The 11,640-nt window shown below is 63.1% G+C and carries 13 protein-coding genes; 11 read left to right on the top strand and 2 right to left on the bottom strand.

Annotated elements, in window-relative coordinates:
- Positions 1 to 23: 23 nt before the first annotated feature.
- The 4 genes from Q0601_RS19700 to Q0601_RS24735 all read left to right on the top strand — a co-directional run bounded on the left by Q0601_RS19700 (position 24) and on the right by Q0601_RS24735 (position 4,067).
- Positions 24 to 356, top strand: a complete 333-nt coding sequence (locus tag Q0601_RS19700; protein WP_305291623.1) for a DUF736 domain-containing protein — start codon at positions 24 to 26, stop codon at positions 354 to 356.
- A gap of 180 nt (positions 357 to 536) precedes the next feature.
- The gene (locus Q0601_RS19695; RefSeq protein ID WP_370656154.1) at positions 537 to 1,202 is read left to right on the top strand and encodes a lytic transglycosylase domain-containing protein; all 666 of its coding nucleotides are present in this window, start codon (positions 537 to 539) and stop codon (positions 1,200 to 1,202) included.
- Positions 1,199 to 1,774 carry a hypothetical protein gene (locus Q0601_RS19690; protein ID WP_305291622.1) on the top strand — a complete coding sequence of 192 codons (576 nt, stop codon included), beginning with the start codon at positions 1,199 to 1,201 and terminating at the stop codon, positions 1,772 to 1,774. The genes Q0601_RS19695 and Q0601_RS19690 overlap by 4 nt, the downstream gene beginning before the upstream one ends.
- 241 nt (positions 1,775 to 2,015) lie before the next feature.
- Entirely contained in the window at positions 2,016 to 4,067 is a 2,052-nt protein-coding gene (locus Q0601_RS24735; RefSeq protein ID WP_370656153.1) for a relaxase/mobilization nuclease domain-containing protein, read from the top strand.
- A gap of 9 nt (positions 4,068 to 4,076) precedes the next feature.
- On the opposite strand, the gene Q0601_RS19680 is transcribed toward Q0601_RS24735, so the two are convergent.
- Complete coding sequence (locus Q0601_RS19680; protein ID WP_305291621.1) at positions 4,077 to 4,649, bottom strand: GNAT family N-acetyltransferase; 573 nt, start codon at positions 4,647 to 4,649, stop codon at positions 4,077 to 4,079.
- Between the two features lie 218 nt (positions 4,650 to 4,867).
- On the bottom strand, positions 4,868 to 5,506 hold the full coding sequence (locus Q0601_RS19675) for a TetR/AcrR family transcriptional regulator (protein WP_305291620.1): 639 nt from the start codon (positions 5,504 to 5,506) through the stop codon (positions 4,868 to 4,870).
- Between the two features lie 97 nt (positions 5,507 to 5,603).
- Here Q0601_RS19675 and Q0601_RS19670 point away from each other — a divergent pair, with 97 nt between their 5' ends.
- The 7 genes from Q0601_RS19670 (at position 5,604) to Q0601_RS19640 (ending at position 11,635) form a co-directional block, all read left to right on the top strand.
- Complete coding sequence (locus tag Q0601_RS19670) at positions 5,604 to 6,287, top strand: O-methyltransferase (RefSeq protein ID WP_305291619.1); 684 nt, start codon at positions 5,604 to 5,606, stop codon at positions 6,285 to 6,287.
- A gap of 51 nt (positions 6,288 to 6,338) precedes the next feature.
- On the top strand, positions 6,339 to 7,343 hold the full coding sequence (locus tag Q0601_RS19665; protein WP_305291618.1) for a LysR family transcriptional regulator: 1,005 nt from the start codon (positions 6,339 to 6,341) through the stop codon (positions 7,341 to 7,343).
- 95 nt (positions 7,344 to 7,438) lie between these two features.
- On the top strand, positions 7,439 to 9,427 hold the full coding sequence (locus Q0601_RS19660; protein WP_305291617.1) for a conjugal transfer protein TraG: 1,989 nt from the start codon (positions 7,439 to 7,441) through the stop codon (positions 9,425 to 9,427).
- Positions 9,428 to 9,437: 10 nt separating this feature from the next.
- Positions 9,438 to 9,899, top strand: coding sequence for a ribbon-helix-helix domain-containing protein (locus Q0601_RS19655; RefSeq protein WP_305291616.1), 462 nt, complete (start codon positions 9,438 to 9,440; stop codon positions 9,897 to 9,899).
- A 190-nt stretch (positions 9,900 to 10,089) separates the two neighbouring features.
- A complete protein-coding gene (trbB, locus tag Q0601_RS19650; protein WP_441848434.1) occupies positions 10,090 to 11,025 on the top strand; it encodes a P-type conjugative transfer ATPase TrbB in 936 nt (311 codons plus the stop codon).
- On the top strand, positions 11,022 to 11,354 hold the full coding sequence (locus Q0601_RS19645; RefSeq protein ID WP_305291614.1) for a TrbC/VirB2 family type IV secretion system protein: 333 nt from the start codon (positions 11,022 to 11,024) through the stop codon (positions 11,352 to 11,354). Before trbB ends, Q0601_RS19645 begins: the two co-directional genes overlap by 4 nt.
- A complete protein-coding gene (locus Q0601_RS19640) occupies positions 11,354 to 11,635 on the top strand; it encodes a VirB3 family type IV secretion system protein (protein WP_305291613.1) in 282 nt (93 codons plus the stop codon). Before Q0601_RS19645 ends, Q0601_RS19640 begins: the two co-directional genes overlap by 1 nt.
- Positions 11,636 to 11,640 lie beyond the last annotated feature (5 nt).

The raw sequence follows: 11,640 nt of genomic DNA, 5'->3' as shown, positions 1-11,640 counted from the left end.
CCCCAAGCACAAGGAGACTGACCATGCCCGTCAATATCTTTGAATCCACCGCCAACGGCTATGCCGGCCGCGTCCGGCTGTTCGGCATCGACGAGGCAATCGTTCTTGTCGCCATCGAGCCGGGCGACGGCGAGAACACGCCCGCTTATCGCATCCAGCTCGACGACGAGGACGGCCCCGAGATCGGCGGGGCGTGGAAACGTGTCGGCGAACGCGCCGGCGACTATATCGCGCTGGAGATCGACAGCCCGCTTTTCCCTGCGCTGTTTCGCCCGGCGCTGTTCCAGGCCGACGACGAGGGACGCACCTTCCGGCTCGCGTGGAAGCGGCCACGGGCGCGCGAGGATCGGGGCTGATCAGTGCGCGTTCTGGTCATCCCTTTGTTCGCGGGAAATCCGGCTCATCCCTTCGTCCCGCTCGGGCGCAGGACGGCCAGCGCCCACAGCGAAGGTCAGGGGCGGCCCCCGGCCGGCGCTTCGCGCGCACCCTTGACCGCAGCGAGGACGCTGGCAGGCTGGAGCCATTGCGGAGATAGGGTGGCATGGCGTTTTGCCGTGCCGTTGCTCGCCGGAGCGCTTTCTGTCTGCACGGGATCGGGCGTGGCGGTCGCGCAGGCCGCGCCGGTCGAGCGCCCAGCCGCCGCCCATCCCTATGCGGCCCACATCGCCGAGGCGTCGCGGCGGTTCGGCGTCCCCGAGCATTGGATTGTCGCCGTGCTGCGCGCCGAGAGCGCGGGCGATGTGCGCGCGGTTTCATCGGCTGGCGCGATGGGGTTGATGCAGGTGATGCCCGACACATGGGCGGGCCTGCGCGTCCGCTACGGCCTCGGCCGTGATGCCTACGACCCGCGCGACAACATCATGGCAGGCACGGCCTACCTGCGCGAAATGTTCGACCGCTACGGCAATGTCGGCGCGATGCTCGCGGCCTACAACGCCGGCCCCGGTCGCTATGACGAACACCGTGCGACGGGCCGCCCGCTGCCCGCCGAGACACGCGCCTATGTCGCCGCGCTCGCCCCGATTCTCGGCGGCGCGACTCCATCGGATGGACCATCCCGGCAACCGGCGCCGCCCCCCGACTGGCGCGGCGCACCCCTGTTCGTCCAGCGCCCGGATGGCAGCCAATCGACGGTCGCGCCGTCATCCAACCCGCAATCGGGCGACCTGTTCGCCGCCGCTTCGGAGCCGGATCGCCGATGAAGATCGCCTATGCCGACCCACCCTATGTCGGCTGCGCCCACCTCTACCGCGACCATCCAGACTATGCCGGCGAGGTCGATCATGTGCGCCTGATCGAGCGGCTGGAGCGCGACTATGACGGCTGGATATTGCACGCCGCCGCGACGCCGCGCTCCATCGCCACGCTTGCCCCGCTGGTCGAACAGACGGGCGCGCGGTGGATGGCCTGGGTGAAAGGTTTCGCGGCGTTCAAGCGCAACATCCCCGTCGCCTTCGCGTGGGAACCGGTCATCGTGAAGGCCGCGCGAAAGCCCGTTGTCAGCAAGCGGCTGGTGATGCGGGACTGGATTCAGGAGAGCATCACGCTGCGCCGCGGCCTCACTGGCGCGAAGCCCGAAGCGGTTTGCCATTGGGCTTTCGAGATGGTCGCCGCGCGTCCCGACGACACGCTCGACGACCTGTTTCCCGGTACGGGCGCGGTCACCGATGCGTGGCGCACATGGCGTCTCAAATTCGCATTGCCAGGCGAGCCGGCGGCGCATGTTGCGCCTCGCGGTGTGCAGGAACGGCCAGCGGACGGAGCGGAATCATGAGGGCCGGAGGGGCGGAAAGGACGGGATTTTACGAGGGCAAGATAAAGGAACATGGCACCATGTCGGGCCAGTTCTGGAAATTATTGTTGTCTGCACACTGGATAGGGGAGCCGCGAGTGGCACCCTGTTTTCGGACTCCGCGTGCCGCAATTTCGCGCAAAGCCTTGGCTTTGCCGGGTTTCGAGCGGCACCATAGGCCCATATTGGCCTGTTTTTGGCAGTTTTGGCTGGAGCCGCGCCCATGAGCGCCGACGACGAAAACCGCTTCCGCCCGAAGCCCGGCCGCATCCGCGCCGACACGCCGAAGGCGGGCAGGACCAGGAGTTTTCTGACCCAGGCGAAGAAGCTCGCCCGGCAGCACAGCATCGCCCATCCCAAATACTCGCCGCGTCTCGAAACCCGCACGGCTGCGAAGGGCGGTAAGGTTTCCCGTTCGGCCAAGGGGCCGGGCGTCCGGCGTGGTCGCGGCGCGACCTTCGTTCGCGCCCGCACCTTGTCGGGCGGCTGGCGGCACAGCGCGCCGGGGATGCGCCGCGTCGTCGTCAAGACCCGCTACGTCAAGGACGCGGGCCGGAACGGCAGATCGGCGGCCCATCTTCGCTACATCCAGCGCGACGGGACATCCCGCGATGGCGAGCGCGGCCGGCTTTATTCGGCGAGTGAGGATCGCGCCGATGGCGATGCCTTCGTCGAGCGCGGCAAGGAGGATCGCCACCAGTTCCGGTTCATCATCTCGCCGGAGGACGGCGCCGACTTGTCGGACCTGACAGCGCATACGCGCGACCTGATGAGCCAGATCGAGGCCGATCTTGGCACGAAGCTGGATTGGGTTGCGGTCAACCATCACAACACCGGCCATCCTCACGTCCATGTCATCGTCCGGGGCAGGGACGATCTTGGCGAGAACCTTGTCATCAATGGCGACTATCTCGCCAACGGCATCCGCGAGCGCGCCAGCGAATTGACCACGCTGGAGCTTGGCCCCGCCAGCGAGATTGAACAGGCCCGCAAGCTGTCGGCCGAAATTGACCAGGACCGTTTCACGCGCATCGACCGGGCGATGACGGAGGAAGCCGACGACAGGTTCCTCGACCTTCGCCACGAGCCGGACGAACCGCGCCGCCAGTTCAATCGGGCGCTGCGCCTGCGCCGCCTCGCCAAACTGGAGAGGATGGGGCTGGCGATCGAACATGCGCCGGGCGTGTGGGAGCTAAGTGAGCACATGGAGCCGACCATGCGCGAGATGGGCGAGCGCGGGGACATCATCCGCGACATGCACAAGGTGTTGAAAGCCGATGGCATGGAGCGCGACCCGCTCACCTTCCAAATCCATGACGGGCCGCCCGAGACACCCATCGTCGGGCGCGTCGTCGATAAGTATCTGTCCGACGAGTTGGGCGAGAACCTGACGCTTGTGGTGGACGGGATCGACGGGCAGACGCACCATGTCGCCGGTATCGACCCGGCCCGCGTCGAGGATGCGCGGATCGGCAGCATTGTCGAGATAGGCCCGGCCGACACAGGGCAGCGGCCATCCGACCGAAGCATTGCCGCCATCGCCGAGGATGGCGTCTATCGGCCGAGCCGCCATCTGGAGCAGGCGAAGTTCGAGGGGCGCGGTCCGGGCGGCGAATACGAGGAATATGTCGATGCCCATGTCCGCCGGCTGGAGGCGTTGCGCCGCGCCGGGATCGTTGAGCGGATCGACGCCGACCATTGGCGCATCCCCGACGACTTCGAGAGCCGCGCCGCCGCTTATGATGCCGGGCGCAACCGGCAGGCCAGCGTTCGCGTCCTGTCGGTCTTCGACCTTGAAAAGCAGATCGGCGCGGATGGTGCGACCTGGCTTGATCGGCGCCTACTATCTGCCGACGCATCGGATCTTGCCCTGGCCGGTTTCGGCCAGCAGGTCCGCGAGGCGATAGACCAGCGCCGCGAGCATCATATCGAACAGCGCGACGCCACGCGCAGCCGGGATGGTCGAATCTTCTATCGGCGCAGTCTTCTCGTCACGCTGCGCGAGCGGGAAATTGCCCGCATCGGCGCGGAGATGGCCGAGGGCAAGGGTCTGCCGTTCCGCGCCGCCACGGACGGCGAGAGCGTTAGCGGCAGGTTCACCGGGACTGCCCAGTTAACGAGCGGCAAGTTCGCTATCGTGGAAAAGAGCCACGAGTTCACCCTTGTCCCTTGGCGGCCCGTTATTGACCGCCAACTCGGCCGCGAGGTGACGGGCATTGTGCAGGGCGGGTCAGCGTCATGGAAAATAGGCCGACAGAACGAGCTAAGTATCTAAATGCCTCGGTCATAACTCAACCAGATAATTCACGCTCATTTCAGTTTTGCCAGACGGAGCAACCTGCGGCAGCGGATTTCCTATTTGTTCAAATCCCACGTCTAAAAGAACCTTGCCGGAGGCAGGGTTGTTCTGAACCGTGCGAGCACGAAGCTTTTTCAGCCCCAGTTTGCGGCCAATTTCCATAGCGAGCATAAGTGCTCGGCCCGAAACTCTTCGACCCCGATGCTCGGGAGCAACCCAATAGCCGATCTCCGCATCGTCAGATGTAACATCAAAGAACACCAGACTTCCGAGAAACGAATCCGAACTTGCATCCGAGATCGTCAGAACCGCGAGGGTCCCATCGCGCAATCCGTCTGCTATCGCACCTTTGATGAGATCATGCACAACCTGTGGCGTGTACTTTTCCAAGGGCAAGTGAGCAAAGCGCCTGACCAGCGCATCATCAGTTCCAGAAGCGTATGCTTCTGCATCGGCATGTGACATCACCCTGACCGCTACCGCTCCGTCAGAGATGGGCAGAGCCTTCAAAAAATTTTGAATTTTGCATTCGCTATGCTTTGCGGCCTTTTTGTTCATTTTCCTACTGTTGCCATCTCTAGTTTGATCGCCCCGTGACATTTTGGGTTCATACGGGCGAATACACCTGTCCGTAAGCTTTCGCGGAAGGTTGATCCCAGCCGCTGTCCTGCCCCGATCATGGGGGGCAGGATAAGCGAAGGCAGCTAACACGAATCACCTTATCCGTGGCGACATCGAACGCGCCGGCGACCAGCTCAAGCCCCAGGGTTTCAACCCTAAACTTTCAGTTTACCCGATGCGGGCGGCCTTCGGTACGGTTGCAATAGCCTGCGGATGTTCTCTGCGACCTGTTCCGGCAGGGATTCGTCTGCTTTCAGTAGCCACCCAATTTGGGTGCCGGTAATGACCGCCAAAATCAGCTCAGCAAGCTTGTCGATATCGGTGTCGATCATTTCATCGTTCTGTATAGCCGCTTCGAGTCTCGCTTTAAGTCCCGATCCCAGCGCAATCAGCCTTCGCTCAACACACACACGCATAGCAGGGGACGCCAGCTCCATCTGCAGGAATGATACATAATTGGCGAGTGTGGATGCCGATGTCGCTACATCGCTGACCTGCCCTACGAGTTCGAATAGATCATCAAGTGCAGCTTGTGAGGAAAACCCCCGGCTGCTTCGTTCTTCTGTCTCGACAGTGACCATCTCCGATACCTTGAACAACAAGGTTTCCCGGCTGCCGAAGCGATTCACCAGCGTCGCTGGAGACACCTTGGCCTGACGGGCGGCGTGTCCAAGCGTCAACTGTTGGGGGCCGACCTCGCCCAACGCCCGGTAGGCTGCCTTAAGCAGCTCTTCATCACTGGCTTTGCGTGGGCGTCCTCGTACGCCTCTTGCATTTTCTGAATCTCTGTTCAATAAATACACCTCGGACTGGAGGCACGTGCGTCAACAAGCGCTGCCGCTCCGTACCGGCGCTCCGGCCACCTGATAGCATGAAACTTGGAATATGCCGATGATACGTATCAACATCCCTATGACCGACGACATCGAGAAGTATATCGACCGAGTCGCATATCGCGACCATCCGGCGCTTGCTGCTTGCCGCAACGAGGCTCAGACTCGTGGGCAAATGGCCATGATGCAAGTCGCCCCTGAGCAGGCTGCGTTCCTCCAGATGTTGATCGGCCTGCTCTCAGCTCGACGGGTTCTGGAGATAGGGACTTTTACAGGCTACAGCGCGCTTGCGATGGCGCTTTCCTTGCCAGAGGGAGGCAAGCTGATCACACTGGATATATCGGAAGAGTACGTCGGTTTGGCACGTACGTTCTGGCAACAGGCGAATGTTGCCGACCGTATCGAAGCTATCATTGGGGACGCTGCAAAAAGCTTGGACGATCTCATCCGGCTTCGGGGTGAGGGCTCATTCGATCTTATTGTGATCGATGCCGATAAGCCAGGATATCCCGCTTACTATGAGAAAGCGCTGCGGCTTGTGCGCTCGGGGGGAGTGATAGTCGTAGATGATACGCTCATCCACGGTCGAGTGGTGACCGGCCCCCTCGCTACCGACCCAGACTACGTAGGCCCTGCTACCGATGCGGTCCGTGCCCTGAACGAAATGATCCATGCTCAGGCCTCTGTGGAGATGGTCCTTATGCCATGGAGGGACGGACTGACGCTCGTCAGAAAGCTGTAGTCGTGGTGGCACATGCGGCGGAGGTCGAGGTCCCGAGGAAAATCAGCCAGCGTGTCTCCCAGGCAGATTTGCGGGACCTTGCTTGGCACGCGCATCCCCTTGGCGTCGTTGATCCAGACGCTCGCAGTCGCTGAACATCTGAGCTTTTATCGTGCCGCCCAAGCGCTCGGCACAACCCAATCTAGCGTTAGTGCGCGGATCAGGACATTAGAGGAAGATCTTGGCGTGCTCCTGTTCGAGCGCAACACGCGAGGTGTTCGGCTCACAGAGGCCGGACGCTTGTTTGTGGAGCGAGTCTCTATAGGCGTCGATCAACTAGACCATGCTGTGAAGACTGCGGGTATGGCAGCATTGGGAGAATGCGGCCGCTTGCGCATGGCCATTCACGCTTTGATACCGCGAAGCTTTCTCGCCAGACTGATTTGGCAATACCGCAAAGACTATCCGTGCATTGATCTTGAGATCATCGAGAGCACGGCTCGTGAAGCGGTTATGAAGCTTCGCGCTGGTCAATTGGATTTGGCATTCGTGGCAGGTGTTCCCGAGCTTCTCGACTGTCATACACGCCCGATCTGGACCGAGCCGCTGATGGCTGTGCTACCTGAGGGGCATCATCTCGCTAAACAGAGGGACGTGATCTGGGCTGATCTGACGGGCGAAACATTCCTTGCAGGCTATGGCGGGACCGGCCCCCAGGTTCACGACCATATTGTGCTGCGCCTTGCGGGTTGCTGGCCCGCGCCGTCAATTCGGCGCTTCGACGTGGGACGGAGCACTCTGCTATCATTGGTTGGGCAAGGTTTCGGTGTCACCATCGCCGGTGCTGCAACGTCGTTTCTGCCGACGACCGGCATCGTGTTCTTACCCTTCGCCGATGAATCTGAGCCGGTTGTCTTCACCGCTGTTTGGGTGCCGTCTAACCGCAATGTGGCACTCAAGAATCTTCTCAGTCTTGCCGCGAAAATGGACCACCAACCAAGGTTCGCCTACCGGCTGCGCGGCGGTAATCATGTTGCCGTTAGCGCAGATGCAACCCGTCCTATTTTCCGCCGATAATATCCGCCAGTCCTCCCATATCTGTTTTCCTGTTGCCTGTCGTGGATTTGCATATTCTCTGATCGGCTCCGTCCCTTATCGCAGGCAGGAGCCGTATGCGCGGAGGCCGAATTCTTTGGGGTCAAATGGCTGTTGTCTTCACCATCGTTCTGGTGATGACGTGGGCGGCGACGCAATGGGTAGCGTTCCGCCTCGGCTTTCAGCCCCAGCTTGGAGCACCATGGTTCGAACTGGCGGACCTGCCGGTCTATTACCCGCCGGCCTTCTTCTGGTGGTGGTTTTCATTCGACGCCTATGCGCCCGCAATCTTCGTCGAAGGTGCGATCATTGCCGCGTCCGGCGGTTTCATTGCCATCGGCGCCGCCATCCTCATGTCAATCATCCGGGCACGGGAGGCACGCAACGTCGCCACATACGGCTCCGCGCGATGGGCAGAAGATCGAGAAATCCGCGCGGCCGGATTGCTCGGGCCGGATGGGGTGGTGCTCGGCCGATACGAGCGCGACTATCTCCGGCATGACGGTCCCGAGCATGTCCTATGCTTCGCCCCGACGCGCAGCGGCAAGGGTGTCGGCCTTGTTGTGCCGACGCTGTTGACATGGCCGGGAAGCTGCATTGTTCACGACATAAAAGGCGAGAACTGGACGCTGACGGCTGGCTTTCGCGCGAAGCATGGCCGTGTGCTGCTGTTCGATCCCACGAACGCCAGATCGTCGGCCTACAACCCGTTGCTGGAGGTCCGGCAAGGGGAATGGGAGGTCAGAGACGCGCAGAATATCGCGGATATTCTGGTGGACCCAGAAGGCAGTCTCGACAAGCGAAACCATTGGGAGAAGACCAGCCACAGTCTGCTTGTCGGCGCGATCCTCCATGTTCTCTATGCGGAGAAGGACAAGACCTTGGCGGGCGTCGCCAACTTCCTGTCCGATCCCCGCCGCCCGGTCGAGGCGACCTTGCGCGCGATGATGGACACGCCGCATCTCGGCGAAGCGGGCGTTCATCCCGTGATCGCGTCATCGGCCCGCGAGCTGTTGAACAAATCCGAGAACGAACGGTCGGGCGTGTTGAGCACAGCCATGTCCTTTCTCGGCCTTTACCGCGATCCCGTGGTGGCGCGGGTGACGGCACGATGCGACTGGCGCATTGCCGATCTGGTCGGCAGCCGCCAGCCCGTCACGCTCTATCTGGTCGTGCCGCCGTCCGACATAAACCGCACCAAGCCCCTTATCCGCCTGATCATCAACCAGATCGGCAGGCGGTTGACCGAGGAACTGACCGGCTCCGGCAAGCGCCATCGGCTGCTGTTGATGCTCGACGAGTTTCCGGCGCTCGGCCGCCTCGATTTTTTCGAGTCTGCCCTGGCCTTCATGGCGGGCTACGGCCTCAAAGGCTTTCTGATCGCGCAGAGCCTCAATCAGATCGAACGCGCCTATGGGCCGAACAACGCGATCCTCGACAACTGCCATGTCCGCGTGAGCTTTGCCACGAACGACGAGCGCACCGCCAAGCGAGTGAGCGACGCACTCGGCACCGCGACCGAACTGCGCGATTCCACCAACTATGCCGGCCATCGTCTTGCGCCGTGGCTGGGACACCTCATGGTTTCGCGGCAGGAGACGGCCCGGCCGCTGCTCACGCCCGGCGAGATCATGCAGCTTCCGCCGACCGACGAAATCGTCATGGTCGCGGGAACGCCCCCGATCCGCGCCACCAAGGCCCGCTACTACGAGGACGCACGGTTGCAGGAGCGCATCCTGACCCCGCCCGATCTGGTCGCCGCTCCGCTGGCGCCCAGCCCATCATCCGATGACTGGTCCGGTCGCGTGGTCGCGGCGGAAAGCCGTTCCGCGACGAGCGCCGCAGACGGGGCCGAGGGCGATCCGGCCAATGCAGGCATCCGCCGCGAGCCGGAATTGCCCGAGCATGAGGAAATCGTCGCCCCGCCGCCATCCCCCGAACAGGAGTTCGAGTTTCTGGACGACGAGCCGGACGTTGACGCGGCCAAGGCCCGCGCCATGCGCCAGCGTATGCGCGCGGTCGCGCGGCAAGTCGCCATGAACCCCGATGACGGGATCGAACTTTGAAGGACCGCCGATGACCACACGCACCCGCATGAATGTCTATTTTGACCCGGAATTGCTGAAACAGATCGAGATGTTGGCTCTGCGCCGGCAGGTGTCGAAATCCGCTATCGTGGATGCGGCCGTCGCTTCCTTCCTGTCCGGCGACGCGGGGGATCGGTTGGAGGCGGCCATGTCGCGCCGCCTGGACAGGCTTGGGCGCCAGATCGACACGCTCGACGAAGATCTCGCCGTGCTCGGCGAGACGGTCGCGCTGTTCATCCATTTCTGGCTCGCCTCCACCCCGCCGCTGCCGGACAGCGCGCAAGCCTCGGCGCGCGCCAAGGGCGTCGAGCGGTTCGAGGGCTTCATGCAGATGCTCGGCCGGAGGCTGGCTACGGGAGACAGGTTTCTCAAGGAGCTGTCGCGCGACATCGATTCGTCGGGCGATGTTCCTTTGCCGGAGCAGTGGGAGAAGGATGGAGACCGTTCCTGAATCCGCAGCCTATCCTATTTTCTGCATATCACCGCATCGCGCCGCATAGGCGCAAATACTTGTTGAACCGGCTAGATTTCGGTCTCTCTTAATCGACCCCGATCCGGGGATCGTCGCGTCCCCGCCAGTAACCGGGGCCGACATGACAACCAACCACCAAAGATCGGAAGCCATCGAACGCGGCGCACGCATGTTGCGCACCGCGCTCGGCCCCGCCATCGCCCGGCTTCTAGAAGACCCGGCCGTGGTCGAGGTGATGTTGAACCCGGACGGCCGCCTTTGGGTGGACCGGCTGTCCGAAGGGCTTTCCGACACGGGCGAACGGCTGTCTGCCGCCGATGGCGAACGCATCGTGCGGCTGGTCGCGCATCATGTCGGTGCGGAGGTTCATGCCCGCAGCCCGCGCGTCTCGGCCGAGCTGCCCGAGAGCGGGGAGCGGTTCGAGGGTCTGCTGCCGCCCGTGGTCGCCGCCCCGACCTTCGCCATTCGCAAGCCCGCCGTCGCGGTGTTCACGCTCGGCGACTATGTGGCGGCGGGCATCATGTCTGCCGATCAGGCGGATACGCTGCGCGCTGCCGTCCAGTCCCGCGCCAATATCTTGGTGGCGGGCGGCACCTCGACCGGCAAGACCACGCTGACCAACGCGCTGCTCGCCGAAGTGGCGAAGACGGCGGATCGCGTCGTCATCATCGAGGACACGCGCGAGCTGCAATGCGCCGCGCCCAACCTTGTCGCCATGCGGACGAAAGACGGCGTGGCAACGCTTTCCGATCTGGTCCGTTCCTCGCTGCGCCTGCGCCCCGACCGCATCCCCATCGGCGAAGTGCGCGGATCGGAAGCCCTCGACCTTCTGAAAGCGTGGGGCACCGGCCATCCGGGCGGGATCGGCACCATTCATGCCGGCACCGGCATCGGCGCGCTCCGTCGCCTTGAACAGCTCATTCAAGAGGCTGTCGTCACCGTCCCGCGCGCGCTGATCGCCGAGACTATCGACCTTGTTGCCGTCCTTTCCGGGCGCGGTTCCGCACGCCGGCTGGCCGAGCTTGCCCGCGTCGAAGGGCTGGGGCCGGACGGCGACTACCGCATCACCCCCGCCATCCAAGACAACACAGGAGAATCCGAATGACCCGCACGCTCACGCGCGGCTATCGCTTTGCCGCGACCGCCGCATCCACCCTTGCCATCAGCCTCATGCTCGCCCCGGCCGCCCATGCGTCCGGTTCGTCGATGCCATGGGAACAGCCCTTGCAGCAAATCCTCCAGTCCATCGAGGGGCCGGTCGCAAAGATCATCGCCGTCATCATCATCATCGTCACCGGCCTGACTTTGGCTTTCGGCGACACCAGCGGCGGCTTCCGCCGCCTGATCCAGATCGTGTTCGGCCTGTCGATTGCGTTCGCGGCGTCGAGCTTCTTCCTGTCGTTCTTCTCGTTTGGCGGCGGGGCGCTCGTTTGATGGCGGGCGGCCTCGAACAGCTCGACGCGGTGCCGAGCTTCACCGTGCCGGTCCATCGGGCGCTAACCGAACACATCCTGCTCGGCGGCGCTCCGCGCTCCATCGCGATTCTGAACGGAACGCTGGCCGGGGCCGTGGGCCTCGGCCTGCGCCTCTGGCTGGTCGGCCTCGCCATATGGGCCGTCGGCCATTTCGCGGCAGTGTGGGCGGCGAAGCGCGATCCGCAATTTGTCGAGGTCGGACGGCGGCATCTCCGCATCCCGGCTTTTCTGTCGGTCTGAGGGCG

Source organism: Paracoccus wurundjeri, assembly GCF_030678915.1.
GTDB classification, from domain to species: domain Bacteria; phylum Pseudomonadota; class Alphaproteobacteria; order Rhodobacterales; family Rhodobacteraceae; genus Paracoccus; species Paracoccus onubensis_A.
Note: the sequence above shows the minus strand (reverse complement) of the source record. Positions and strands in the feature narration are given on the sequence as shown.

Coding starts and splice junctions, on each gene's coding strand:
- Q0601_RS19670 (WP_305291619.1), top strand. CDS start 5,604: ATGATACGTATCAACATCCCTATGACCGACGACATCGAGAAGTATATC.
- trbB (WP_441848434.1), top strand. CDS start 10,090: ATGTTGCGCACCGCGCTCGGCCCCGCCATCGCCCGGCTTCTAGAAGAC.
- Q0601_RS19660 (WP_305291617.1), top strand. CDS start 7,439: ATGCGCGGAGGCCGAATTCTTTGGGGTCAAATGGCTGTTGTCTTCACC.
- Q0601_RS19690 (WP_305291622.1), top strand. CDS start 1,199: ATGAAGATCGCCTATGCCGACCCACCCTATGTCGGCTGCGCCCACCTC.
- Q0601_RS19680 (WP_305291621.1), bottom strand. CDS start 4,649: ATGAACAAAAAGGCCGCAAAGCATAGCGAATGCAAAATTCAAAATTTT.
- Q0601_RS24735 (WP_370656153.1), top strand. CDS start 2,016: ATGAGCGCCGACGACGAAAACCGCTTCCGCCCGAAGCCCGGCCGCATC.
- Q0601_RS19700 (WP_305291623.1), top strand. CDS start 24: ATGCCCGTCAATATCTTTGAATCCACCGCCAACGGCTATGCCGGCCGC.
- Q0601_RS19640 (WP_305291613.1), top strand. CDS start 11,354: ATGGCGGGCGGCCTCGAACAGCTCGACGCGGTGCCGAGCTTCACCGTG.
- Q0601_RS19645 (WP_305291614.1), top strand. CDS start 11,022: ATGACCCGCACGCTCACGCGCGGCTATCGCTTTGCCGCGACCGCCGCA.
- Q0601_RS19655 (WP_305291616.1), top strand. CDS start 9,438: ATGACCACACGCACCCGCATGAATGTCTATTTTGACCCGGAATTGCTG.